Source organism: Streptomyces sp. So13.3, assembly GCF_005860785.2.
GTDB lineage: Bacteria > Actinomycetota > Actinomycetes > Streptomycetales > Streptomycetaceae > Actinacidiphila > Actinacidiphila fildesensis.
On record NZ_CP048835.1, the window covers coordinates 3,722,165 to 3,747,756 of the forward strand.

Sequence of the window (25,592 nt, forward strand, 5' to 3'; positions counted from 1 at the left end):
GCTCAGTCGACCAGGTCCCGCACCACCGCGTCGGCGAGCAGCCGCCCCCGCAGCGTCAGAACGGCCCGCCCGTCGGCGTAAGGACCGGCCTCCAGGAGACCGTCCGTTACCGCCTTCGCGGCGGCCGCCGCCCCCGCCGGCGCCAGCAACCCCAGCGGGCACCCCGCCGCAAGCCGCAACTCCAGCAGGATCCGCTCGACGCGCCGGTCCTCGTCCGCGAGCACTTCCCGTCCCGCGCCAGGGCTGCGCCCCTCGGCCAGCGCCTGCGCGTACGCGCCCGGATGCTTGACGTTCCACCACCGCACGCCACCGACGTGGCTGTGCGCGCCGGGGCCCGCGCCCCACCAGTCGGCGCCGGTCCAGTACAGCTCGTTGTGCCGGCAGCGGCCCGCTTCGGTGGTCGCCCAGTTCGACACCTCGTACCAGTCGAATCCGGCCGCGGCGAACCGCTCGTCGGCGATCAGGTACCGGTCGGCGTGCACGTCGTCGTCGGTCATCGGCACCTCGCCGCGGCGGATCCGCCGCGCCAGCTGGGTGCCCTCCTCGACGATCAGGGCGTAGGCGGAGACGTGGTCGGGTCCGGCGCCGATCGCCGCGTCCAGCGAGGCCCGCCAGTCGTCGTCCGACTCGCCCGGTGTGCCGTAGATCAGGTCCAGGTTGACGTGCTCGAAGCCGGCGGCGCGCGCCTCCGCGACGCAGGCCTCCGGCCGGCCCGGGGTGTGTTTGCGGTCCAGGATCTTCAGGACGTGCTGCTTGGCGCTCTGCATACCGAACGAGATCCGGTTGAAGCCGCCCGCCCGCAGCTCCGCCAGATAGGCCGGGTCGACGGACTCGGGGTTGGCCTCCGTGGAGATCTCCGCGCCCGGCGCGAAGCCGAACTCGGCGCGGATCGCGGCCAGCATCCGGACCAGGTCGGCGGCCGGCAGCAGCGTCGGGGTGCCGCCGCCGACGAAGACGGTCTCGACCTGGCGCGGGTCGTCGCCGAGCACCTTGCGGGCGAGCCGGACCTCGTCGATCAGGTAGTCCGCGTAGTTCTCGCGCGAGGCGAGCACCCCGCCGGAGCCGCGCAGCTCGCTCGCGGTGTAGGTGTTGAAATCGCAGTAGCCGCAGCGGGTGGCGCAGTACGGGACGTGCAGATAGAACCCCAGCGGCCGGGCGCCCGCCCCTGCGAGCGCGCTCGCGGGCAGCGCCCCGTCCTCGGGCATCGGCTCACCATCAGGCAGTACGGAAGGCATGACCCCATTGTCCGCCCCCGGCGGCGGCGCTCGTCCCACTCACTCGGGGACGAGCGCCATCGCTCCTGCTACGCCTCGCGCGATCCCGCGTACATGTCGTCGATCAGCGACTGGAACTCGCGCTCGACGACCGGCCGCTTGAGCTTGAGGCTCGGGGTCAGGTCGCCGTGCTCGACGTCGAGGTCGCGGGGCAGCAGCCGGAACTGCTTGATCTGCTGCCAGCGCTGCAGGTCCTCGTTGACCCGCGCCACATAGCCCTCGATCAGCTCGCGGGCCTGCGGGGAGGCGACGACCTCGGCGTAGCTCCGGCCTTCGAGCCCGTTCTCGGTGGCCCAGCCGAGGATCGTCGGCTCGTCCAGGGCGAGCAGCGCGGTGCAGAAGTTGCGGTCCGCGCCGATCACCAGGACGTTGCTGACGAACGGACAGACCGCCTTGAACTGGCCTTCCACCGCGGCGGGCGCGATGTACTTGCCGTTCGAGTTCTTGATGATGTCCTTCTTGCGGTCGGTGATCGTCAGGAAGCCGTCGGCGGACAGCTCCCCGATGTCACCGGTGTGGAACCAGCCGTCGGGCTCCAGGACCTCGGCGGTCTTCTCCGGCAGCCCGTGGTAGCCCTGCATGATGCCGGGGCCGCGCAGCATGATCTCGCCGTCCTCCGCGATCCGGACCTCGAGGCCGGGCAGCGGCTTGCCGACGGTGCCGGTGCGGTACGACTCGCCGGGGTTGACGAAGCTGGCGGCGCTGGACTCGGTGAGCCCGTAGCCCTCCAGGATGTGGATGCCGACGCCGGAGAAGAAGTAGCCGATCTCGGGCGACAGCGCGGCGGAGCCGGAGACGCAGGCGCGCAGCTTGCCGCCGAACGCCTCGCGGATCTTGGCGTAGACGAGCTTGTCGGCCACGGCGTGCTTCGCGGAGAGCCCGAAGGGGGCGCTGGCCTTGCCGGTGAGGCGCAGGTTGTTCTGGGTGACCTTGGCGTACTCGCGGGCCACTTCCGACGCCCACTTGAAGATCTTGTACTTGGCGCCGCCGCCCGCGCGGGCCTTGGCCGCCACACCGTTGTAGACCTTCTCGAAGATCCTGGGCACTGCCGCCATGTAGGTCGGCTGGATCAGCGGCAGATTGGTGATGATCTTGTCGACCCGGCCGTCCACGGCGGTGACGTGGCCGATGGTGATGTGGCCGGCGGTGAGCACCTTGCCGAAGACGTGCGCCAGCGGCAGCCACAGGTACTGGACGTCGTTCTCGTCGAGCAGGCCGACCGACTGGATCGCGCGGGCCATGTAGGCCCAGCAGTCGTGCGGCAGCCGCACGCCCTTGGGGCGGCCGGTGGTGCCGGAGGTGTAGATCAGCGTCGCGAGCTGGTCGCGGGTGATCGCGCCGACGGCGTCCTTGACCGCCTCGGGGTGCTTCTCCAGGAACGCCGCGCCGCGCCGCTCCAGCTCGTCGAGCGAGAGCACCCAGCCGTCACCGGAGCCGTCGGCGTCCTCGACACCGGTGGCGTCGATCACGACCACATGGGCCAGCTCCGGAAGCTCGGCGCGCCGCTCGCGGGCCTTGCCGACCTGTACGGCGTCCTCCGCGATCAGCACCCGGCTGCCGGAGTCCGCGAGGATGAAGGCCGTCTCGTCGGCGTTGGTGCTGGGGTAGATCGTCGTGGTGGCCGCACCCGCGCACAGCACTCCCAGGTCGGCGAGGATCCACTCGACCCGTGTCGCGGAGGCGATGGCCACCCGCTCCTCGGAACTGATCCCGAGGTCCATCAGACCGGCCGCGATGGCGAACACCCGTCCCGAGGCCTGGCCCCAGGTCAGCGAACGCCAGCTGTCCGGGCCCCCGGCCGCGTCGATCACGGGGTAGCGGTATGCCTCCGCGTCGGGAGTCGACTCCACCCGTTCGAGGAAGAGTGTCGCCACGGATGGCGGTCGGGTCTCGATCAGCGTCTGTGTCTCTGTCACGACATCCTCCGGGCCCGCGCCTGCTCTGTTAACTCACCAGTAACCTCTGCGTCGCGATCAGAGTAGAGGCCCATCGCCCGGCGCGTAAGGGGCTCAGGGCCGCTCGTTGCAACCGTAACCAATCGAGTAGGTGCCAGGTACATGCTTCGGACGCGTCGCAGGTGGGGGTTGCGCCCGCGAACCGGGCCGGATGTACGGAGGGCGCCCCTCCGTTTCTGGTGGGGCGCCCTGGGCGCGGAGTGTGACGCGAAGAACTACTTCTTGCCCTTGCTCTCGCTGCCGCCGCCGTCGGAGTCCGTGGACAGCACCGCGATGAAGGCCTCCTGCGGGACCTCCACGCTGCCGACCATCTTCATCCGCTTCTTGCCTTCCTTCTGCTTCTCCAGCAGCTTGCGCTTACGGGAGATGTCGCCGCCGTAGCACTTGGCGAGCACGTCCTTGCGGATCGCGCGCACCGTCTCACGGGCGATGACGCGGCTGCCGACCGCGGCCTGGATCGGGATCTCGAAGTTCTGCCGCGGGATGAGCTTGCGCAGCTTGTCGACCATCCGGACGCCGTACGCGTACGCCTTGTCCTTGTGCAGGATGGCGGAGAACGCGTCCACCTTGTCGTGGTGCAGCAGGATGTCGACCTTGACGAGGTCGGCGGTCTGCTCGCCCTTGGGCTCGTAGTCCAGCGACGCGTAGCCGCGGGTCTTCGACTTCAGGTTGTCGAAGAAGTCGAAGACGATCTCGGCCATCGGCAGGTCGTAGCGCAGCTCGACGCGGTCCGCCGACAGGTAGTCCATCCCGAGCAGCGAGCCGCGGCGGGACTGGCACAGCTCCATGATCGCGCCGACGAACTCGTTGGGCGCGAGGATCGTCGACTTCACCATCGGCTCGTACACCGAGGTGATCTTGCCCTCGGGGAACTCGCTCGGGTTGGTGACGATGTGCTCGGAGCGGTCCTCCATCACCACGCGGTAGACCACGTTGGGCGCGGTGGCGATCAGTTCGAGGCCGAACTCGCGCTCCAGCCGCTCACGGACCACGTCCAGGTGCAGCAGGCCGAGGAAGCCGACGCGGAAGCCGAAGCCGAGCGCGGCGGACGTCTCCGGCTCGTAGACCAGCGCGGCGTCGTTGAGCTGGAGCTTGTCCAGTGCCTCCCGCAGCTCCGGGTAGTCCGAGCCGTCGAGCGGGTACAGGCCGGAGAACACCATCGGCTTGGGGTCCTTGTAGCCGCCCAGGGCCACGGTGGCGCCCTTGGACTGCGACGTGATCGTGTCACCGACCCTGGACTGCCGGACGTCCTTCACACCGGTGATGATGTAGCCGACCTCGCCGACCCCGAGACCGTCGGAGGGCGTCATCTCCGGACCGGAGATGCCGATCTCCAGCAGCTCGTGGGTCGCGCCGGTCGACATCATCTGGATGCGCTCGCGCTTCTTGAGCTCACCGTCCACGACCCGCACGTACGTGACCACGCCACGGTAGGAGTCGTAGACCGAGTCGAAGATCATCGCGCGGGCCGGGGCCTCGGCGATGTTGGCGCCGACCGGGGCCGGCACCTTCTTCACGACCTCGTTGAGCAGGTCGCCCACGCCGACGCCGGTCTTCGCGGAGACCTTGAGCACATCGGACGGCTCGCAGCCGATGATGTGCGCCAGCTCCTCGGCGAACTTCTCCGGCTGGGCGGCCGGCAGGTCGATCTTGTTGAGCACCGGGATGATCGCGAGGTCGTTCTCCAGCGCCAGGTACAGGTTGGCGAGGGTCTGGGCCTCGATCCCCTGCGCCGCGTCGACCAGGAGGACGGTGCCCTCGCAGGCGGCGAGCGACCGCGAGACCTCGTACGTGAAGTCCACGTGGCCCGGGGTGTCGATCATGTTCAGGATGTGGGTCGGGGCCGTGGCGTCGCCGTCCGTGGGCGCCCAGGGCAGCCGGACCGCCTGGGACTTGATCGTGATGCCACGCTCACGCTCGATGTCCATGCGGTCGAGATACTGGGCACGCATCTGCCGCGGATCGACCACGCCGGTCAGCTGGAGCATCCGGTCGGCGAGCGTCGACTTGCCATGGTCGATGTGCGCGATGATGCAGAAGTTACGGATCAGCGCCGGGTCGGTACGGCTCGGCTGCGGAACATTGATCGGGGTCGCGGGCACGCAGGGTCCTGTTTCTCGACGCTTGACGTCTGACGTCTGTAGGCGGATCGATACGTTGACCCCCATCGTCCCATGACTGGAGGCCTGGGACCGGTTTGGGAGGTCGTGCGGGCGGCTGGTAGCCTGGAGCACTGTGCCTCGTGCCCTGTGACCCGAGGCGCTCAATGAAAAGTACCCGAACCTGAGAAGGCTCCTTCGTGGCGAACATCAAGTCCCAGATCAAGCGGAACAAGACCAACGAGAAGGCGCGCCTGCGCAACAAGGCGGTCAAGTCCTCCCTCAAGACCGCGATCCGCAAGGCCCGCGAGGCCGCGGCGACCGGTGACCTCGAGAAGGCCACCATCGCCAACCGCGAGGCCGCGCAGAAGCTCGACAAGGCCGTCAGCAAGGGCGTCATCCACAAGAACCAGGCCGCGAACAAGAAGTCCGCACTGGCTCACAAGGTCGCCTCGATCAAGGCCTAACCGTTTGACCGGGGCCCCTGGCCCCATCTCGCCGGAAACGGAACCAGCGGCCCCTCTACCGCCCGGACCGGCAACCGAAAGACATCGCGCCGCGCTCGGCCGTTCGCCACGCGGGTGCGGCGCACACCGCATCATCCGAAGGCCCCGCAGCCATCCCTCACGGGACGGCAGCGGGGCCTTCGGCGTTGCCATATCCTCACGGCATGTCGACGCCGCCTGATCAGCCGAGCGCCTACCCGTATCCGGGTCCCCAGTCCGCCGCGCAGCCCTCGCCGGGGTTCGGGCCGCCGGTTCCGGCCCAGCAGAACCCGTACGCGCAGCCCATGCCGCAGCAGGTACCGCCGCAGCCGGGCCAGCCCGGGTCGTACTACGGACCGCAGGGTGCGCCGATACCGCAGCTGCCGCCACCGCCGCCGGGCGGTGGCTCGGGCGCCGGGAAGGCCGTGCTGTGGGCGGCCGTCGGCGCGCTGGTCGCGTCCGCCTTCTGGGGCGGCGGAGTGCTTCTGCTCGGCGGGAAGGACAAGGACACCGCGACCGCCGACCTCAAGGGGTACAAGGTCCAGTCCGATGTCTGCTCGGCCGCCGAGATCTCGGCCTTCAAGGGCAAGTACCCGGAGAGCGACAGCTCCCCGGTGACGTACACGCTCAAGCACGACGCGCTGGACGACATGTACTGCGACATGGACCTCAAGGCTTCGGGGTCGACCTACGCGGACGCCTATCTGTCCACCACGGTGCAGTTGCACAAGACGACCGATCCGTCGGCCGAGTTCGTGGCGCGGTGGGAGAGCTACACGCAGCGCAAGGGCGACTACAAGGCCGAGAAGGTCACCGGCTTCGGCGACGCGGCCTATCTGATCACCGAGGACACGATCAGCGGCTCGTCCGGGTCGCGCTCGGTGACGCTGGCCGTGCGGGACGGCTGGATGACGTACCAGATGGCCTGGAGCATGTATCTGTCCTCGCTCGACAAGGACAAGACCCCGCCGTCGGTGAGCGAGGTCACCGGCTGGGTGAAGAGCTCCACCACCGCGACGCTGGCCAAGCTGAAGAACTGAACGGGGCCGAAGAACTGAGCCGGGGCTGAGGAACTGAGCCGGGCGGCCCGGCCGGAGGCCTGCTGGGCCGCCCGCGACTCCAGGAGCCGCCAGGCTTCTACGAGCGGTCGCGGGCGGCGCGGGCCACCGCCACGACGGCTTTCTCCAGGGCGTATGCGGGGTCCGCGCTGCCGCCCTTGACCGCGGCGTCCGCCTCGGCGACGGCGCGCAGCGCGGCGGAGACCCCGTCGCCGGTCCAGCCGCGCATCTGCTGGCGCACCCGGTCGATCTTCCACGGGGGCATGCCCAGGTCACGGGCGAGCTGGCCGGGGTTGGCGCCGCGCGGGGCGGAGGCGAGCTTGCCGATGGCGCGCACGCCCGAGGCGAGGGCGAAGGTGATGCCGGGCAGCGGCTGGCCCACCGAGAGGGCCCAGCGCAGCCGCTCCAGCGCCTCCGCGGTCCGGCCGGTGACGGCGAAGTCGGCGACCTCGAAGCCGGTGGCCTCGGCGCGGCCGGTGTAGTAGCGGGCGACGACGGCCTCGTCGATCGTGCCCTCGACGTCGGCGACGAGCTGGGCGGCGGCGCTGGCCAGCTCGCGCAGGTCGCTGCCGATGGCGTCGACCAGCGTCTGGGTGGCCTCGGGGGTCGCGGAGCGGCCCAGGGCGCGGAACTCGCTCCGCACGAACGCCAGCCGGTCGGCCGGCTTGGTCATCTTCGGGCAGGCGACCTCGCGGGCCCCCGCCTTGCGGGCCGCGTCCAGCAGAGCTTTGCCCTTGGCCCCGCCGGCGTGCAGCAGCACCAGGGTGATCTCCTCGGCGGGCGAGTCCAGGTACGCCTTCACGTCCTTGATCGTGTCCGCACCGAGGTCGTGCGCGTCGCGCACGATGACGACCTTGCGCTCGGCGAAGAGCGAGGGGCTGGTCAGCTCGGCGAGGGTGCCGGGCTGCAGCACTCCGGGGGCGAGGTCGCGCACATCGGTGTCGGCGTCGGCGGCGCGCGCCGCCACGATCACCTCCCGCACGGCGCGGTCGAGCAGCAGGTCCTCCTGGCCCACGGCGAGCGTGAGCGGAGCGAGCAGATCGTCTGGGGAACTCTTCCTGGCCATCGCGGACCAGCATCCCACGGGGGACTGACAGCGGCGGCCATGGCGGAGAATGGTCCGGTGAGCGACGTACGACATGTCCTGGTGCTGCCCGACCGCGATGCCGCCGAGGAGGCCGCAGAGGCGGCCATGGAGCGGTTCGGCCTCCCCTTCGAGCCGCAGCTCGTCCGTGACGCCCTGGCCGGCGAGGACGACGCCGAGGACGCCCAGTGGCTGGTCGTGGTGGAGGACGAGGAGGGCCGCCTCGAAGGCGCCGCCCTGCACGCCCTGGCGGAGGAGTTCGACGGCTGGCGGGAACAGCCCCGCGAGTAGCGGGTCGCCGGGCGGCCTAGGTCCGGAGATCTAGTGCCGCGGGCTCTGGTGGCGTCCGTCGGTGCTCGGTAGCGTCACGGGGCATGACGACACCTTCCGCACCGCTCACGCCTTCCGCCCCTTCTTCCGCTGCCGTCTCTCCCGCTTCGCCCCCTTCGCCCGTTCCGGACGGGCCCCGGAGCTTGAAGCAGCGCAAGGACGAGGCGCTGCACCGGCTCGAACACGACGCGGACGTATGGGTGGCCACCGCCGACGCCCAGGGGGCGCCGTGCCTGGTGCCGCTGTTCTTCCTGTGGGACGGCGAGGCGCTGTGGCTGTCCACCCGCGGTACGAATCCCACCGGCCGCAATCTGCGGGAGAGCGGGCTGGTGCGGGTCTGCCTGGGGCACACCCGTGACGTCGTCCAGATCGATGCCACGGCCGGCACCCTGACCGCCGCGGAGCTGCCCGTCGAGATCGGTGATGCCTTCGCCGCGAAGGGCGACTGGGATCCGCGCGGCGACGGACCGTCCTATCTGTGGTTCCGGGTCCAGCCGCACACCGTCCAGGCGTGGGGCACCGTGGCCGAGTTGAAGGACCGGGACCTGATGCGTGATGGCCAGTGGCTTCTCTGACGGGAATCTATCGAGGTCGACAGCTCGGGTGATCCATTGCTTCGCATACACCATGGAACGGCAATATTGACGACGGATTTCGTTGTTCTGAATCTCTTGACGCGTTCTTGGCGGCCGGGGTTTGATGCCGGGGATGAAGCGGCCGTTCCGCTTCGATTTTCCCTGGACCGGAGGCGGTAAGCCCCCCTCAGCACCATCCGATCGGACCCCGCATGACTGACACGCTGCGTCCTCCGCACTCCCCCATCGCGCCGCCCGTCACCCCGCCGAAGGCCCTCACCCGGTCCATCGGCGTGGTCGGCGGCACGCTGCTGACGCTGTCCTGCCTGACGCCCGCCTCGTCGCTCTTCGTCATCGTGCCGGGCCTCTTCGGGGATCTCGGCACCGGGACGGCGCTGACCATCGTGATCGCGGCCGTCCTGTGCATCGCGGTGGCCTTCTGCTACTCCGAGCTCGGCACCCTCATCCCGAGCGCGGGCGGCGAGTACGCCATGGTCGGGACGCTGATCGGCCGGCTGGCGGGCTGGATCGTCTTCATCCTGTCGCTGATCGTGGTCATGATCGTGCCGCCGATCATCGCGCTCGGCACCGGCGAGTACCTCGAACCGATCATGCACATCAACGCCCAGTGGGCGGGCGCGGGCGTCATGCTGCTCGCCACCGTCATGGGCCTGCTCGATCTGCGGGCGAACGCCTGGATCACCGGCATCTTCCTGGTCCTGGAGGTCATCGCGGCCGGAGTGGTCGCCGTCCTCGGCTTCTCGCACTCCTCCCGTTCGGCGTCCACGCTCATCCACCCGGTCGTCGAGGCGACCGGCGGCGCGCCGGGCAGCCCGGCCACCGCCGCCCTCACCGGCGGCGCGATCGTCGCGGGGCTGGCCGTCGCGCTCTTCGTGCTGCAGGGCTTCAGCACGGCGGTGTACCTGTCGGAGGAGATGGAGAACCCGCGCCGGAACGTCTCGCGGACCGTGCTGTGGACACTGGGCATCGGCGCCGTGGTCGTCATCGTCCCCACCATCGCGATCACGCTCGGCGCGCCCGACATGCAGACCCTGACCGAGGGCAACCTCTCGGCGATGGTGAAGGCCTGGAGCAACTCCGCCGTGGGGACGTTCGTCAGCCTGTGCATCGCGCTGGCGATCATCAATGCGGGCATCGTCATGGTCATCCAGAACTCCCGGGTGCTCTACGCCTCGGCCCGCGACCGCGCCTGGCCGCGGCCGGTCAACAAGGCGTTCTCCACGCTGAACAGCCGCTTCGGCTCCCCGTGGGTGGCCACCCTCGCGGTCGGCGTGCCGGGTGCGGCGCTCTGTTTCGCCCCGCTGGACACGCTCACCAATGTCACCGGGGTCGCGGTCGCCGGGATGTATCTGCTGGTCGCGGTCGGCGCCCTCGCCTCACGGCGCGGCAGCCACAAGTCGCGGCCCGCGTGGCGGATGCCGCTGTGGCCCGTGGTCCCGGCGGTCCTGATCCTGGTGATGGCCTACGTCCTGTACGTGCAGGAGATCAAGGACCTCGCGATCACCGGCGGCATCGTGGCCGTCGCCTGCCTGTACTGGCTGCTCTATCTGCGGCCCCGCCAGGACACCCGCTGGGTGATCACGGTGCCGGAGGAGCAGCTGGGCCTGGAGGACGAGCCCGTGCACGCCACGGCCGGCTGAGAACACCGCGGTTGTGCGGCGGCGCTGCGGGCGCCGCGTCACGCCGGCTCCATCGTTGTGGCCTCCCGGGCCGGGATCTCCTCCTGGTCCGGGAGTTCGCGTATCCGGGGTACCGGCGAGGGCAGCAGCCACAGGACGCACAGCACTCCGCCGACGGTGGCGATCCACAGCGTGGGCCGCAGTCCGAGTGCCGTGCCGAGCACGCCGCCCGCCAGGGCGCCGAGCGGGCGGACGCCGTGGTTGACCATGCGGTAGGCCCCGGTCACCCGGGCCCGCAGCCGGTCGGGGATGACAGCGCTCTGCAGGGAGCCGCTGGCTATGTCCAGCACCATCACCCCGAATCCGGAGACGAATTCGGCGAGGAAGAGCAGGGCGAGGACCAGCGGGGTGGGTCCGCCGGCCAGCGGCACCAGGATCAGCGGGGTGGGGAAGACCGCGAAGCCGAGGACGACCGCCGGGCCGATCCCGATCCGCCGGACGATCCGGCCGCTGAGGGCGGCGCCGATGAGTCCGCCGACCGCCCCGGCGCCGATCACCAGCCCCAGCACGCCCGCGTTCAGGCCGAGTTCACCGACCGCGTAGAGCACGACGATGGTGTGGAAGACGAAGTTGAAGAAGTTCACGGTCGCCGCGGCGGCCAGCAGCGGGCGCAGGATGCGGGAGCCCGCCATGAACCGCAGCCCGGCCGTGAAGTGCCCCTTCTCCGCCGGGGCGACCGGTGGTTCCACCGGGGAGATGCGTGCCAGGTAGCCGGCCGAGACGAGGTAGGAGACGGCGTCGACGAGCAGCGTGAGCGGTGCGGCGAGTATCTGCACCAGCAGACCGCCCACACTCGGCCCCGCCACGAAGGAGAAGGCCCGGCTGCCGTTGACGAGCGCGTTGCCGTCCACGTACTGGCCGGGCCGCACGAGAGAGACGAAGAGCGTGGCGTTGGAGACGTCGAAGGCGACGCTGCAGGCGCCGACGGCGAAGGCGATCACATACAGGTGCGTGAGGGTCAGCACGTCGAGGGCATAGGCGGCGGGCAGCGAGAGCATCAGCGCCGCGCGGACCAGGTCGGCGGCGATCATGATGCGCCGCCTCCTGCTCCGCCGGTCGGCCCACGCGCCCGCGGGCAGCGAGAACAGCAGGGCCGGCAGCAGACCCGCGGCGGAGAGCCAGCCCATCTGGGCGGCGTCCGCGTGCAGCACCAGGACGGCCGCGAGCGGTATCGCGAGGAACGACACCTGGTCGCCGAAGAGCGAGACGGTCTGGCCGGTCCAGTACTGGCGGAACGGGCGTTCGCGCAGCAGAGCCGGCATGCGCTCGGCGACCTTCATGACTACTCCTCGGCGGTGTCAGGGTCGGGGTCGTTGCCGGGGGCCGGGTTGTCGGCGGGGGCCTCGGCTTCCCGGTCCAGGAAGGCGATCCGCAGGACGGAGACGCGCTGCGCGCCGTCGGGGCGGAGCGCGGGATCCGTGTCGCGGTCGGCGAACGTCTCCAGCAGTTCGTCCACCTTCGCGCCCAGCGCGGTCAGTTCCTCCGGGGTCAGATAGACCCACGTGTCGCCGAACTGCTCCGCTTCCTGCCAGTCGCGCGACAGTTCACGGCGGGTCTCCAGCGCCTTGGTCATCTTCCGGAAGTAGTCCTCAGCGACGGCGACGGTGAGCGCGTCCGCCGCGTCCGCCACCGCCGGGTCGTCCGAGTAGCCGGGCCAGTCCGTGAAGCGCGCCGTCGCCCGCCACGGCTTCTGCCGGCCGTGGCCGCCCTCGGCCTCCTCGACGAGTCCGAACTTGGCGAGCACCCGCAGATGGTAGGAGCAGCTGGCGACGGACTCCCCCGTCAGCTCGGCGGCCCGCGTCGCGGTGAACGGGCCCTCCCGGCGGAGCAGACCGGTGAGCTTCATCCGCGTCGGGTGGGCGTAGGCCCGCAGGGCGCGCGGGTCGCTGAGGTGTATCTGCCGCTCGGTCATGATGTAAAGATACCTTTAGAAAGAAATCTTTACAACGAAGTCTTTACATAGAACTCCCCACCACGGTGGCCCGGAGATCGTCCGCACGGTCCCCCACGACCGCGACCGATCCGTCGGTGTCCGTCCGCAGCACCCTCGCGCCCTGCGCGCGCAGCGCCGAGACCGTACGCGGCGCCGGGTGGCCGTACGGGTTGTCCGCGCCGCAGGAGATCAGCGCCAGACGCGGCCGGAGCCGGGCCAGCAGCACCGGGTCCTGGTAGGCCGAGCCATGGTGCGCGACCTTCAGGACATCCACCCGGGGCAGCTCGGGGACGGCCGCCAGCAACTGCCGCTGGGCCGGCGGCTCCAGGTCACCGAGCAGCAGGAACGTCAGCCCCGCCGTACGGACCAGCAGGACGACGCTGGCGTCGTTCGGACCGTTGTCCGGCAGCTCGCCCGGGGTCACGGGCGGCCAGAGCAGCTGCCACTCCAGCCCTCCCAGCCGGCGCCGCTCCCCCGCCGCCGCACGGACCACCGGGATCCGCGCGGCGGCCGCCTGTCTGCGGACGAAGGCCGCCTGCTCGGGCGGTTCGTCCAGCGTCGTCGTCTCGATCGCGCCGATCTTGCGACCGCGCAGCACTCCCGGGAGCCCGTCCACATGGTCCGCGTGGAAGTGGGTCAGGATCAGCAGCGCGATCGAGGTCACCCCGAGCGACCGCAGACACCGGTCGACGAGGGCCGGCTCCGGCCCGGCGTCGATGACGACGGCCGAGCCGTCCGTCCCGGACAGCACCAGGGCATCCCCCTGGCCCACATCGCACATGGCGAGCCGCCAGCCGGGCGGCGGCCAGCCCGTGATGACGCGCGGGAGCGGTACGGGCCGCAGCACGGCGAGCAGCAGCAGGAGCGCGACCGCCGCGCACAGCCATGGGCGGGCCAGCAGCCGGCGGCCCGTCGTCACCACCGCCACGGTGAGCACGGCGAGCAGCAGGCCCCCGCCCCATCCGCCGGGCCAGCCGATCCCGGCACCGGGCAGTGCCGCGCCCCGCCGGGCGACGGCCGCGATCCAGCCGGTGGGCCACCCGGCCAGCCAGGCCAGCCACTCGGCGGCCGGCATCGCGAACGGCGCGGCGGCCAGCGCCCCGAACCCGAGCACCGTGGCCGGCCCCACCGCCAGTTCCGCGAGCAGATTGCACGGGATCGCGACCAGGCTCACCTGCCCGGCGAGCACCACGATCACCGGGGCGCAGACCGCCTGCGCGGCGCCCGCCGCGCCCAGCGCCTCGGCCGGTCCCGGCGGCATCCCGCGGCGGCGCAGGGCCGCGCTCCACCGCGGGGAGATCGTCAGCAGCGCGCCGGTGGCCAGCACGGAGAGCAGGAATCCGTGGGAGCGGGCGAGCCAGGGGTCGTAGAGGACGAGGAGGAGCACCGCCGCGGCCAGCGCCGGCAGCAGGGCGCGGCGGCGGCCGGTGCCGATCGCCAGCAGCGTGATCAGCCCGCAGGCGGCGGCCCGCAGCACACTCGGATCGGGACGGCAGACGATGACGAACCCGACGGTGAGCAGCCCGCCGAGCACGGCGGTCGTGCGCAGCGGGATCCCGATCCGCGGGGCGAGCCCACGTCGCTCCGCGCGGATGGCGAGGCCGGGCGGCCCGATGAGCAGCAGCAGGACGATGGTCAGATTCGAACCGGAGACCGCCGTCAGATGGGTCAGATCCGTGGTCCGGAACGCCTCGCGCAGTTCCGGAGTGAGCCGTGCGGTGTCCCCGTCGACGAGCCCGGGGAGCAGCGCCCGCGCATCGGGCGGCAGCCCGTCCGTCGCCGCGCGCAGCCCCGCCCTGAGCCGCCCCGCGAAACGCTGCGTCGCGGTGGGCGGGCCACTGATGTGCGGCGGCCCGCGCACCGACAGCACGGCGGCGCTCCGCTCGCCGGGCAGGACCGACGGTGCGATCCGTGCCGCCACAGTGACCCGGGTGGACGGCAGCAGTCCGAGCCACGGATCGGCGGACGACGCGGACACCCGGCCCTCCGCGGGACCCGACCCGGCCGGGCGCGAGCCCGGTCCCGTTCGTGGCCCCGGCCGCTGTCCCGGTGCCGGCTTGCGCGGTGCGCCCGCTTCGGCGATGACCAGGACCGGCGTGCGGACCTTCGTGGTCACCCCGTGCGCGGTGACACGGACGGCCTCCGCCGCGACGATCACGGCGTCCGGGGCGCGGGCCGCGCCCCGGACGTGCGGGAGGGCAGGCCGCGGATCGCCGGTGATCCTCAACTCGACGACAGCGTGGGCATGTTCGGCGGCCAGCGCCGGCAGCGGCCCGCGATGACCGTCCGCCGCATGCAGCGCGGCGACGGCCGTCGCCGCGGAAGCGCACAGCAGCGCGGTGGCGGTGGCCACCGCCAGCCCGGCGGGCCGCCCCCACCGGGCCACCAGCAGCGCCACCCCCAGTACGGCGGTGACCACCGCACACCAGGCCGCCATCTCTCCCGGCATCCCCAGCGCGAGCGCCGACGCGAGCCAGGCGGCGAGGGCCGGCGGCACGAGCCGCAGGTCCGCAGGGCCCTCCTGGTGCGGGTTGGACGCGCCGAGCGGTGATACCGCCGACGCGTGCACGGCCGAGCGCGCCACGGCGCCCGTATCCGCCCGGCGCCCCGCCGCCGCGTCGGGGCCCGCCCTGGGACGGGTCACGGCTGGACCAGGGGCTTGAGGTCGGAGAAGCGCCGGTCACCGATGCCGGTCACATTGCGCAGCTGGTCGACGGAGGCGAAGCCGCCGTGCTGGGCTCGGTAGTCGAGGATGTGCCGTGCCAGGACCGGTCCGACGCCCGGCAGGGTCTCCAACTGGGCGCTGGTCGCGGAGTTGAGGCTCACAGGACCGGCCGGCGCACCGCCTCCCGGTCCGGGGGCGGCGGGTGCGGGCGGCCCGCCGACGACGACCTGCTCACCGTCGGCGAGCACCCGGGCGAGGTTCAGCGCGCTGGTGTCCGTCCCCGGGAGCGCCCCGCCGGCCGCCGCGAGAGCATCGGCCACCCGCGACCCGGCGGGCAGCCTGAGCAGCCCGGGACGGCGGGCCTTGCCCGCGACGTCCACCGTCAGGACCGTCTTCGCCGCCCCCACGGCGGCCGGCACGTTCGGCACGGACCCGGCCGGCCCGGAGCCGGGCGCGGCGCTCGGCCCCCGCATCGGGAACAGGGACGCTCCGGGCGACGGTCCGTCGACGCGCGCCGGAGCGGAGACCGTCCGCGGGCGCCCGGTCCAGAAGTGCTGCACAGCGAAGCCGACGGCGACGGCCAGGACGACCAGCAGGGCAGCGGCGGTCCTGAACTCCAGGCCGCAGCGCACATACAGCCAGCCGCGGAAGGCTCGTAACCGCTCGGCAGGAGTCGCCCGGAACCGCGCCATGCCCTCAGGCACCGACCCCGACGCCAAGGTCGACGGCGCGGCCGAAGAAGCCGCAGAAGGAGCAGTAGAAGGACTGGAGCCAGCGGGCGGTGACGGTGGCGGATCCGGGCGAGGGTCCGGGCGCGGGTCCGGTGGGTCGAAGAGCGCGGCGGCGCGCTCCCCCACCGTCCCCTGGAGGTGCTGAACGCCCCGATTGCCCTGGAGGTGACTGCGGCGGCGGCTGATCGTGGTGAGCGCTGTGGTTCCCATGCCGCGAAACTAAGCGGAATCACCGAACGAAGATGATCACTGCCAAATCCTGTGGATAACCCACGAGTTGTGGACAACTCGCTCACTCAATGAGGTGAAATCACCGCTCCGAGCAGCCCCGGCCCCGCGTGCGCGCCGATCACCGCGCCCACCTCGCTCACCACCAGCTCGTCCAGCCCCGGCACTCGCTCCCGCAGCCGTTCGGCCAGCGCCGCCGCACGGTCGGCGGCGGCCAGGTGGTGGACCGCGACGGCCACCCGCCGGCTGCCGGCCCGCTCGACGACGATCTCCTCCAGCCGCGTGATCGCCCGGGAGGCCGTACGGACCTTCTCCAGCAGCTCGATCCTGCCGTCCACCAGCTGCAGGATCGGCTTGACCGCCAGCGCCGACCCGAACAGCGCCTGCGCGGCACCGATCCGGCCGCCGCGCCGCAGATAGTCCAGGGTGTCGACGTAGAAGTATGCCAAGGTGTCCGCCGCGCGCTTCTCGGCGGCGGCCACGACCTCGTCGGCCGTGCCCCCGGAACCGGCGGTCTCGGCCGCCGCCAGAACCGTGAAACCGAGCGCCATCGCGACCATTCCGGTGTCGACGACCCGTACCGGAACGGGCGAGTCGCGCGCGGCGACCAGCGCCGCGTCATGGGTCCCGGAGAACTCGGCGGACAGATGCAGCGAGACGATGTGGTCCGCCCCCGCCCCCGCCGCGGCCCGGTAGCACGCGGCGAACTCCGCCGGGCCGGGTCGCGAGGTGGTCACCGGACGTCTGCGCTGCAGGGCTCTGGCAACCGCCGGGGCGGAGATCTCCGTGCCCTCTTCGAACGCCTCGTCGCCGATCACCACGGTCAGCGGAACGACGGTGATGCCGTGCCGGGCCAGTGCCTCCTGCGAGAGGTAGGCCGTGGAATCCGTGACGATAGCGACATGCGGGGACATGTGCGGGAGGTTACCCGGGGCCCGGGCGTGGCGACAGTGCGGCCCGGGTCAAGATCGGCTGATGTGCTTGGGATCGCCGGCGGAGCCGCCCGTGGGGCCGCCGGTCGGCAGCGTGCTCGGCGCCCAGTGGCGCAGCGCTCCGGCCTCGATGTCGATCTGCTGCGCCAGCGCGGTCAGATCGTCGTCGGCGAACTGCCGGGCCCGGTCCTGGGCGGCCCAGCGCAGCGCGTCGGCGGAGTGGGTGATCCGCTCGGTGCGCTCGGCCAGGGACGGCAGCCGGTCGGCGATCCGCGCCTTGTCCGGCTCGCGCTCCAGCACCTTCAGCTCGGTGTCCAGCACCCGCGCGTGATCGTTGAGCCGGGCGAGCAGGGCGGACGCCTCGGAGAGCGAGGCGTCCTCGGCCGAGCCGGCCTCCAGCGCCCGGTAGGTGCTGTCGATGGAGGTCCGCAGGTCCAGCCGGAGTTGCGCCAGCTCCCCCGCCGCCCCCATCAGCGTGTAGCGGCGGGCCTTGAGCGCGGTGTCCTCGACGACCCGGCGGGCCTGCGCGCTGCCGCGCTCCACGCCGCGCTTCACCGCCCGCACGGTCCGTACGGTGGCGACGACGCCCACCGCCACGAACGACGCGAAGAGCAGCAGCAGCACAACGACGGCGATATCCACGGGTGCTCCTCCGGTCGAACGGGCGCGGGCAGCCGGGTGGGCCCACCGTCAACGGTAAACGCACCGGGCGGATCGGTGGCTCCGTACGAACCCCCAATCCGCCCGTAAGGGAAACCCCTGGTACCCGGCGCACCGCCGGATACCAGGGGTTCTGCGCACTCCGTAGCGTCAGCCGGTGACGATGTTGACCAGCTTCGGCGCCCGCACGATCACCTTGCGCACCGCGGCCCCGCCCAGCGCCGCGACCACGCCCGCGTCGGCCAGCGCCAGCGCCTCCAGGTCCGCGTCCGAGATCGTCGGCGGCACCTCCAGACGGGCCTTGACCTTGCCCTTGATCTGAACGACGCAGATCACGGCCTCGTCCTGGACCAGCGCCGGGTCCGCGACCGGGAACGCTGCGTGGACCAGCGAGTCGTCGTGGCCCAGCCTGCGCCACAGCTCCTCGGCGATGTGCGGGGCCAGCGGGGCGACCAGCAGCACCAGCGGCTCGGCGATGGCACGCGGCACGGCGCCGCCCGCCTTGGTCAGGAAGTTGTTCAGCTCGGTGACCTTGGCGATGGCGGTGTTGAAGCGCAGGCCCGCCATGTCCTGGCCGACGCCGTCGATCGCCTTGTGCAGCGCGCGCAGCGTCGCCTCGTCGGGCTCGGCGTCGGACACGGTGACCGCACCGGTCTCCTCGTCGACGACATTGCGCCACAGCCGCTGCAGCAGCCGGTACTGGCCGACCACCGCGCGGGTGTCCCAGGGGCGCGAGACGTCCAGCGGGCCCATCGCCATCTCGTACAGGCGCAGGGTGTCCGCGCCGTACTCGGCGCAGATCTCGTCCGGGGTGACGGCGTTCTTCAGGGACTTGCCCATCTTGCCCAGTACGCGGCTGACGGGCTCGCCCTGGTGGAAGTAGGCCCCGTCGCGCTCCTCGACCTCGGCGGCCGGCACCGGGAAGCCGCGGCTGTCGCGGTACACGAACGCCTGGATCATGCCCTGGTTGTACAGCTTGTGGAACGGCTCGGAGGACGAGATGTGCCCCAGGTCGAACAGCACCTTGGACCAGAAGCGCGCGTACAGCAGGTGCAGCACGGCGTGCTCGGCGCCGCCGACGTACAGGTCGACGCCGCCGTGCGGCTGGCCCTCGCGCGGGCCCATCCAGTACTGCTCGATCGCGGGGTCGACCAGCCGCTCGCTGTTGTTCGGGTCCAGGTAGCGCAGCTCGTACCAGCACGAGCCGGCCCAGTTGGGCATGGTGTTGGTCTCGCGGCGGTAGCGCCGGGTCCCGTTGCCGTCACCCAGGTCCAGGTCGACGTTCACCCAGTCCGCGTTGCGGGACAGCGGGGTCTCCGGGCGGGTGTCCGCGTCGTCCGGGTCGAAGGTGCGCGGCGAGTAGTCGTCGACCTCCGGCAGCTCCAGCGGCAGCATCGACTCGGGCAGCGAGTGCGCCACGCCGGCCTCGTCGTAGACGATCGGGAAGGGCTCGCCCCAGTAGCGCTGCCGGCTGAACAGCCAGTCGCGCAGCCGGAAGTTGACGGTGGCCTCACCGATGCCGTGCCCGGACAGCCACTCGGTGATCCTCGCCTTGGCGTCGACGACACCCAGGCCGTCCAGGGAGAACTCGTCGTTGGCGGAGTTGACCAGCTTCGCCTCGTACGAGGCGAAGGCGTCGTCCCACGCCGCCGGGTCGGTGCCGCGGCCGTCGGAGGGCTGGACGACACAGCGCATCGGCAGCTCGAAGGCGCGGGCGAAGGCGAAGTCGCGGCTGTCGTGCGCCGGGACGGCCATGATCGCGCCGGTGCCGTAGCCCATCAGCACGTAGTCGGCGATGAAGACCGGGACCTGGTCCCCGCTGACCGGGTTCACGGCGTAGGCGCCGGTGAAGACGCCGGTCTTCTCCTTGGCGTCGGCCTGCCGCTCGACGTCGGACTTGGCGGCGGCCATCTTGCGGTACGCGGCCACGGCCTCGCCCGGGGTGGCGTGCCCGCCGGTCCACACGTCGTGGGTGCCCTCGGGCCAGGCGGCCGGGACGACCGTCTCGACCAGTTCGTGCTCGGGCGCCAGCACCATGTAGGTGGCGCCGAACAGCGTGTCCTGGCGGGTCGTGAAGACGGTGATCTTCTCGTCGCCGACGGCGAAGTCCACCCGGGCGCCCTCGGAGCGGCCGATCCAGTTGCGCTGCTGCAGCTTGATGGCCTCGGGCCAGTCCAGCGGCTCCAGGTCGTCGATCAGCCGGTCCGCGTAGGCCGTGATGCGCATGTTCCACTGGCGCAGCTTGGACTTGAAGACCGGGAAGTTGCCGCGCTCGGAGCGGCCGTCCGCGGTGACCTCCTCGTTCGCCAGGACGGTGCCCAGCCCCGGGCACCAGTTGACGCGCGACTCGGACGCGTACGCCAGCCGGTACTCGCCCAGCAGGTCGGAGCGCTCGATGGCGCTCAGCGCGTCCCAGGCGCGGCCGTCCGGGGTCGGGCGGGCGCCGGAGGCGAACTGTGCGACCAGGGTGTCGATCGGACGGGCCCGGCCCGCCTCCTCGTCGTACCAGGAGTTGAAGATCTGCAGGAAGATCCACTGGGTCCACTTGTAGTACGCCGGGTCGATCGTCTCGACCGACCGGCGCATGTCGTGGCCCAGGCCCAGCCGGCGCAGCTGGCGCCGCATGTTCTCGATGGCGTCCTCGGTGGAGGCCCGCGGGTGCGTCCCGGTGGCGACCGCGTGCTGCTCGGCGGGCAGCCCGAAGGAGTCGAAGCCCAGGGTGTGCAGCACGTTGTGGCCGGTCATCCGCTGGTGGCGGGCGTACACATCGGTGGCGATGTAGCCCAGCGGGTGGCCGACGTGCAGTCCCGAGCCCGAGGGGTACGGGAACATGTCCATGATGAATTTCTTGGGCTTGGCGGCCAGCTCGGCATCCCCCGCCAGGTCACCGCTGGGGTTCGGCGCCTCGTAGGTACCGGACTCCTCCCAGAAGTCCTGCCAGCGGGCCTCGATGTCGGCGGCCAGCTGAGCGGTGTACTTGAAGGTCGGCACAGTACGGTGCGGCTCGGCTGCCTCAGTGGCGGCGGTGGTCTCGCTCATCGTCCTCGAAGCTCCATCGTGATCATGACGGGCGTACGCCGCGTCTGCTGCCTGCCTGCGGAAACGAAAAAACCCCTCGCACAGGAGGGGCCGCCGCACTGACTCGGTTCGTCGTCAGTGCGGCTTGCTAAGCAGAAGGCGTACGGCACGCATGGGGTCAGGTTACCGCAGCGCGCGAGGGGCCCGCACCGGGAATGCCCCGGTGCGGGCCCGTGCACTGGCTCAGGAGCTCAGCCCGTGCGCCGACCGTGAGGTCAGCGGTGGTTCTTCTTCGGCAGGTACGAGGTCACGTAGTCGGCACCAGGGGTACCGACGCCGGTGACGTCGTCGAAGCCGACCGTGGCGTGCAGCGACGCGTCCTTGCCGAGGCTGCGCAGGGACGTGATCGTGCCGTCCGCCGCGTCGACACCGTTGACGAAGTCAACGCGGACGACCGCCTGGTCACGGCCCTGGCCCAGCGGGTGGTCCGTGACGTCGTGGTAGGCCGACGTGGCGTACCGGTCGTAGATCAGCGGGTTGGCGAAGCCGACCGGGATCCCGTGCCGCGCCTGCTGCACGAGCGCCTGGACGCCGGCGATCACCGGGGCGGCGAGCGAGGTGCCGCCGATCCGGTACTCGCTGTACGCCAGCGAACCGTCCGCGAGGGACTGGGTCTGACCGACGAGGAAGCCGGTGTTCGGGTCGGCGACCGCCGAGATGTCCGGCTCGACGCGCTGCTTCACGCCGCCGCCGTTGGCGAGGGCGAGCGAGTCCGGGACGACGTTGCGCTGGTAGAACGGCTGCGCGTACAGGTTGCTGGTGCCGCCGCCCGCGCCTGAGGTGTAGGCGCCGGGGAAGCCCGTCCAGCTGTTGCCGTCAGCCGACAGCACAGCCTTCTCGGTGCCCCATCCGGTCTCCCACTGGTACTTCTCACCCTTGCCGACGTTCAGCGAGGTGCCGCCGACCGAGGTGGCCCAGGGGGAGTTTCCGGGGGTGTCGACCTGCTTCTTGCCGGTCTTGGCGACGTTGTCGCCGGAGTCACCGGAGGAGAAGTAGAAGCCGATGCCCTCGACAGCACCCTGCAGGAAGGTCTGGTCGTAGGCCGCGGCCACGTCCGGGGTCTCATTGGCCTCGACGTCGCCCCACGAGTTGGAGACGATGTCGGCCAGCCGGCCGTCGACGATCTTGTTCAGGGCGTCGAGCAGGTCGTTGTCCTGGCAGGACGCGCCACCCACGTAGACGATGTCGGCGTCCGGGGCCACGGCGTGCACGGCCTCGACGTCGAGCGTCTCCTCGCCGTACCAGCCACCCGCGTCGCAGGCCTCGGTCGAGTTGTAGTCGGCGGGCAGCACCTGGGAGAGCTGGCCCTTGCGGTACGCCTGGTCACCGTTGTTCTTGGCGTACTTCTTCGCGTCCTGGACGATGTACGGCGAGGCGTACGCGTCCGTGATCGCGACCGTGACGTTCTTACCGGTGTAGCTCTTCGCACCGTAGGCGGCGCGCAGGTCCTTGCCGGTGTAGCCCTTGATCGCGTACGGCGCCTTGGTGCCGTAGGCGGACGGGAGCTTCTTGTTGGTGTTCGAGCCGAAGTAGCTCGAGAACGGCCCGGCGTTCTTGAACACCGCGCCGGGAGGCGGCAGCGCCTCGTCGTGCTTGGCGATCTTGGGAGCGTTGTCCAGGCCGACGACCGTGAGCACCGCGCCGTTCAGCGCCGCCGGCGCGGACGCCGTCGTCGCCGGGGCGTGGTAAGTCTTGCCGTCCTTGGCGAAGTTGTGCAGCTGGGTGCCGAACGCCTTCTCCGCGGCCGCCACGTCACCGCTCACGGTGATGTAGTGCTGGGTGGTACCGGTCACCTTGAGGCCCGAGGACTTCAGCCAGGCGGTGACCTGGGCTATCTGGTCCTTCGTCGCACCGAACCGCGCCTGTGTCTGCGCCGCGGTCAGATACTTGCCGTAGGAAGCCGACTTCGGGTCGGAAACCGCGGTCGCATAGGCCGTGAGGCCCTTCGCGTCCCGGCCCGCCAGGTAGACACGGGCGGTAACGCCGCTGGCGTCCGCCGTGTCGCCCTTGTCCGCATTGGCGGTTGCCCACAGCGGCTTGGTGCCACTGAGCAGCTGCCTGTCGTGCGGTTGGTCAGCCTGCGCGGCAGGTGTGCCCAGCGCGAGCGCGCCGGCCATCAGCGGCAGCGCTGCGGCCACCGCCAGCCCGGCACGCGTTCTTTTGCGCTCAAATCTCATGAAACCCCCATGCGAAGCGAGTTGACGCCGATTACGGTGTCGCCGCTATGCGTACGGCTCGTACCGCAGAGCGCCACTCTTTCGCCGAAAAGCTCATGTCAGGGGCATGCAATTGCCAAGAGCAGGCCAAAGAAACGCCAGCGAACGGTAAGCGGCACGAGCCGGTCACGAGGGGCGGAAGCCGCTGCCCGGCCGGTGGGAACCGTGGCCGGGCCGACCGGAACCGCGGTCCGATCGGCGGGTGCTGACGGGGAATCCGGCACCCGGTCGGATCGACGTTAGCAGCGGCGGCAACGGCGTGGCCGGAGTTGCCGGAAGCCGGCCGCCGGAGGACGACCGCGGCTGCGGGCTCGGCCGGGGTCACGCGCTCGGGGCGCACCGCGCCCGGCTCACCGCGGCAGCGGCGGTGACCGGCGGCCGGCCAGGGCGGTCCGCCGCTGTCCGGCGCCGGCGCTGCGACCCGAAGACGCGAAGACCCGAAGACCGAGGAGAAGGCCGGACGAGAAGAAGGCCCGACCGCCGGTTCGGCGATCGGGCCTTCTGATTGTGGAGCTACGGAGAATTGAACTCCGGACCTCTTGCATGCCATGCAAGCGCTCTACCAACTGAGCTACAGCCCCGCGGTGTACCCCGCCGGGTTCCCCCGGCGACTCGGCATACATTACACGGCCCTGGGGGTGTTTCGCCAAATCGTTTACCGGGAAGCCGGGGGCTCACCTGGAGGAACGGTTGCTCTGCTGTTCCGAGGCCGAGCCAGGTAATGTCGGGATTCCGTGCCAGGTTCACCGGCGCCCCGTGCCCCCCACCAGTCTCCCTGGAGCAGCGCACTGTGACAGCGACGCAGCTGACCGCCGACACCCGCATGATTGCGGCCAGGACGTTCATTCTGCGGCGACCGACGCTGCTCGCCGCGGCGGTCTGCCTGGTCTCCTTCGCCGGCTTCTGGATGGCGCAGCGCGCCTCCCATGTGTCGATGATCGACCTGATGGTCTACCGGGCCGAGGGCGCGACCGTGCGCAACGGCGGCGACCTGTACGAGATGCGGGCCACGTACGCGAACCTCCCGACCACCTATCCACCCTTCGCCGCGCTGATGTTCATGCCTCTGACGTGGATCGGCGTGGGCGGGATGCGCGCGGTGGCGACGGTGGCGAACCTGGGCCTGCTGGTGGCGCTGGTGCATCTGTCGCTGCGGCTGACCGGGCGGCCGGCCAAGCTGCCGGCCGCGGCGGTGACGCTGGCCGTCGCGTCCGTCGCGGTGTGGTGCGAGCCGGTGTGGACGACCCTGCGGTACGGGCAGATCAACCTGCTGCTGGCCGTGCTGGTGCTGTGGGACCTGACGCGGCGCGCGGGCCATCGCTGGGCCGGCTTCGGGACCGGGATCGCGGCGGGCATCAAGCTGACGCCCGCGCTGTTCGCGGTGCTGCTGGCGGTGGCCGGGGTGGCGCTGGGCTGGCGGCGGCTGCGCCGTGGCCACAGCCCCTGGAATCCGCACCTGCGGCGGGCCGCCGTGGCCGTCATCACGTTCGTCGGGACGGTGGCGATGGCAGCGGTGGCGCTACCGCACGACTCACGGCGGTTCTGGACCGAGATGCTCTTCGCGGCGGACCGGGTCGGCTTCGGCGAGGACACCGCCAACCAGTCGCTGCGCGGGATCTTCGCCCGCGCCCTCCACACCGGCGACCCGGGCAGCGGCTGGCTGCTGGCGGCCGCCGTCGTCGGCTGCGCGGGCCTGGCCGTCTCGGTCGCGGCACTGCTCGCCGGGGACCGGCTGCCCTACAACGTGGCCTGGGCGACGCTGGCCTGCGCGGTGACCGCGCTGCTGGTCAGCCCGATCTCCTGGTCGCACCACTGGGTGTGGGGGGTGCCGATGGTGATCCTGCTCGGCACCGAGGCGCTGCGCCGCCGGGACGCGCTGTGGGCGGCGGGGGCGGCCTTGGTGGGGCTGCTGTTCTGCTCGTTCATGCTGTGGCTGGTCCCGCACGGCGCCGGGCGGTTCGAACTGGGGCAGAGCGGCGGGCAGATGGCGCTGTCCGCGGTCTATCCGGCGATCGGCGCCGCGTTCCTCGCGGTGACCGGCACGGTGGCGTTCCAGGCCTTCCGCAACGATCCGCGCCGACGGCGCTCCACACCCGTGCTGTCGTCGCGGCGGGCGGCCGCGTACGACTACGTCAACCGCTGACCGAACCCTCTACCCCGGCAGTCGTCCCCATCGCAGCCGCCTCGCCCGTCCCGTCCGTCTCTTCCGCCCCGTCCATGCCACGGCGGAGCAGGTTGTCCTCGACCCGGGCCAGCAGCCGGGCCAGTTCCCGGCGGTCGGCCGCCGACAGCCCCGCGACGGTGATCTCCTCCAGCTGCCGCCACGCGTCCTCGACGGGTGCGCGCAGCGTGTGGCCGGCCTCGGTCGCCTCGACGAGGACCGCGCGCCCGTCGTCCTCGCCAACCCGGACCTGCCGCGCCGCCTCGCGGCCGGCGGCCCGTACAACACCCCCGACTCCGCCACGTTCTTCGGCGGGGACGAGCGCGGCTTCACCGACTATCCCGCGCTGGTCTGAACGGAGCGGGCGGAGCCGAACGGTTCCGAGCGGAATGGTTCGCAGCGGAACGGTTCGCAGCGAGGCGGTCGGA

17 protein-coding genes, 1 tRNA gene and 3 pseudogenes are annotated in these 25,592 nt (G+C 71.4%); 7 read left to right on the plus strand and 14 right to left on the minus strand.

Annotated features, from left to right (window positions below; all coding sequences use genetic code 11):
- Positions 1–2 precede the first annotated feature (2 nt).
- From hemW to lepA, 3 genes are all read right to left on the minus strand, one after another.
- On the minus strand, positions 3–1,235 hold the full coding sequence (gene hemW / locus C8250_RS16870) for a radical SAM family heme chaperone HemW (protein WP_138353162.1): 1,233 nt from the start codon (positions 1,233–1,235) through the stop codon (positions 3–5).
- A gap of 68 nt (positions 1,236–1,303) precedes the next feature.
- Complete coding sequence (locus C8250_RS16875; protein ID WP_138353161.1) at positions 1,304–3,190, minus strand: AMP-dependent synthetase/ligase; 1,887 nt, start codon at positions 3,188–3,190, stop codon at positions 1,304–1,306.
- Positions 3,191–3,444: 254 nt separating this feature from the next.
- Complete coding sequence (gene lepA, locus C8250_RS16880; protein ID WP_138353160.1) at positions 3,445–5,331, minus strand: translation elongation factor 4; 1,887 nt, start codon at positions 5,329–5,331, stop codon at positions 3,445–3,447.
- 197 nt (positions 5,332–5,528) lie between these two features.
- On the opposite strand from lepA, the gene rpsT reads away from it, so the two are divergent.
- Together rpsT and C8250_RS16890 are read left to right on the plus strand one after the other, a co-directional pair.
- A complete protein-coding gene (gene rpsT, locus C8250_RS16885; RefSeq protein ID WP_138353159.1) occupies positions 5,529–5,795 on the plus strand; it encodes a 30S ribosomal protein S20 in 267 nt (88 codons plus the stop codon).
- A 203-nt stretch (positions 5,796–5,998) separates the two neighbouring features.
- Positions 5,999–6,853 (plus strand): hypothetical protein, encoded by an 855-nt coding sequence (locus C8250_RS16890; RefSeq protein ID WP_232484972.1) that lies wholly within the window; start codon positions 5,999–6,001, stop codon positions 6,851–6,853.
- A gap of 97 nt (positions 6,854–6,950) precedes the next feature.
- On the opposite strand, the gene holA is transcribed toward C8250_RS16890, so the two are convergent.
- Positions 6,951–7,937 carry a DNA polymerase III subunit delta gene (gene holA / locus C8250_RS16895; RefSeq protein ID WP_138353158.1) on the minus strand — a complete coding sequence of 329 codons (987 nt, stop codon included), beginning with the start codon at positions 7,935–7,937 and terminating at the stop codon, positions 6,951–6,953.
- A gap of 57 nt (positions 7,938–7,994) precedes the next feature.
- Here holA and C8250_RS16900 point away from each other — a divergent pair, with 57 nt between their 5' ends.
- The 3 genes from C8250_RS16900 to C8250_RS16910 all read left to right on the plus strand — a co-directional run bounded on the left by C8250_RS16900 (position 7,995) and on the right by C8250_RS16910 (position 10,521).
- Entirely contained in the window at positions 7,995–8,246 is a 252-nt protein-coding gene (locus tag C8250_RS16900) for a hypothetical protein (RefSeq protein ID WP_138353157.1), read from the plus strand.
- A 182-nt stretch (positions 8,247–8,428) separates the two neighbouring features.
- Positions 8,429–8,860, plus strand: a complete 432-nt coding sequence (locus tag C8250_RS16905) for a pyridoxamine 5'-phosphate oxidase family protein (RefSeq protein ID WP_232484971.1) — start codon at positions 8,429–8,431, stop codon at positions 8,858–8,860.
- 212 nt (positions 8,861–9,072) lie between these two features.
- Positions 9,073–10,521, plus strand: coding sequence for an APC family permease (locus tag C8250_RS16910; protein ID WP_138353155.1), 1,449 nt, complete (start codon positions 9,073–9,075; stop codon positions 10,519–10,521).
- A gap of 38 nt (positions 10,522–10,559) precedes the next feature.
- Here the strand turns inward: C8250_RS16910 and C8250_RS16915 are convergent, their stop codons facing one another.
- From C8250_RS16915 to C8250_RS16955, 9 genes and pseudogenes are all read right to left on the minus strand, one after another.
- The gene (locus tag C8250_RS16915) at positions 10,560–11,840 is read right to left on the minus strand and encodes an MFS transporter (RefSeq protein WP_138353154.1); all 1,281 of its coding nucleotides are present in this window, start codon (positions 11,838–11,840) and stop codon (positions 10,560–10,562) included.
- 2 nt (positions 11,841–11,842) lie between these two features.
- Positions 11,843–12,472: a helix-turn-helix domain-containing protein gene (locus C8250_RS16920; protein WP_138353153.1), complete on the minus strand. Its 630-nt coding sequence runs from the start codon at positions 12,470–12,472 to the stop codon at positions 11,843–11,845.
- 43 nt (positions 12,473–12,515) lie between these two features.
- Positions 12,516–15,062, minus strand: coding sequence for a ComEC/Rec2 family competence protein (locus C8250_RS16925; RefSeq protein WP_138353255.1), 2,547 nt, complete (start codon positions 15,060–15,062; stop codon positions 12,516–12,518).
- Between the two features lie 71 nt (positions 15,063–15,133).
- On the minus strand, positions 15,134–15,850 hold the full coding sequence (locus C8250_RS16930) for a ComEA family DNA-binding protein (protein ID WP_269285038.1): 717 nt from the start codon (positions 15,848–15,850) through the stop codon (positions 15,134–15,136).
- 335 nt (positions 15,851–16,185) lie between these two features.
- The gene (locus C8250_RS16935; RefSeq protein WP_138353151.1) at positions 16,186–17,031 is read right to left on the minus strand and encodes a DegV family protein; all 846 of its coding nucleotides are present in this window, start codon (positions 17,029–17,031) and stop codon (positions 16,186–16,188) included.
- A gap of 123 nt (positions 17,032–17,154) precedes the next feature.
- Positions 17,155–17,691: pseudogene (locus tag C8250_RS16940) on the minus strand (hypothetical protein); the annotation flags it as partial.
- A gap of 168 nt (positions 17,692–17,859) precedes the next feature.
- The gene (leuS, locus tag C8250_RS16945) at positions 17,860–20,748 is read right to left on the minus strand and encodes a leucine--tRNA ligase (RefSeq protein WP_138353149.1); all 2,889 of its coding nucleotides are present in this window, start codon (positions 20,746–20,748) and stop codon (positions 17,860–17,862) included.
- A gap of 254 nt (positions 20,749–21,002) precedes the next feature.
- Positions 21,003–22,964 (minus strand): S53 family peptidase, encoded by a 1,962-nt coding sequence (locus tag C8250_RS16950; protein ID WP_138353148.1) that lies wholly within the window; start codon positions 22,962–22,964, stop codon positions 21,003–21,005.
- A 547-nt stretch (positions 22,965–23,511) separates the two neighbouring features.
- Positions 23,512–23,584: transfer RNA gene (locus C8250_RS16955), tRNA-Ala, on the minus strand.
- Positions 23,585–23,793: 209 nt separating this feature from the next.
- On the opposite strand from C8250_RS16955, the gene C8250_RS16960 reads away from it, so the two are divergent.
- Positions 23,794–25,146 carry a glycosyltransferase 87 family protein gene (locus tag C8250_RS16960; RefSeq protein WP_307811308.1) on the plus strand — a complete coding sequence of 451 codons (1,353 nt, stop codon included), beginning with the start codon at positions 23,794–23,796 and terminating at the stop codon, positions 25,144–25,146.
- Here C8250_RS16960 and C8250_RS43545 read toward each other — a convergent pair.
- Positions 25,136–25,396, minus strand: a pseudogene (locus tag C8250_RS43545) (MarR family winged helix-turn-helix transcriptional regulator); the annotation flags it as partial. The gene C8250_RS16960 and the pseudogene C8250_RS43545 overlap by 11 nt on opposite strands.
- A 3-nt stretch (positions 25,397–25,399) precedes the next feature.
- On the opposite strand from C8250_RS43545, the pseudogene C8250_RS16965 reads away from it, so the two are divergent.
- Positions 25,400–25,519, plus strand: a pseudogene (locus tag C8250_RS16965) (alkene reductase); the annotation flags it as partial.
- Positions 25,520–25,592 lie beyond the last annotated feature (73 nt).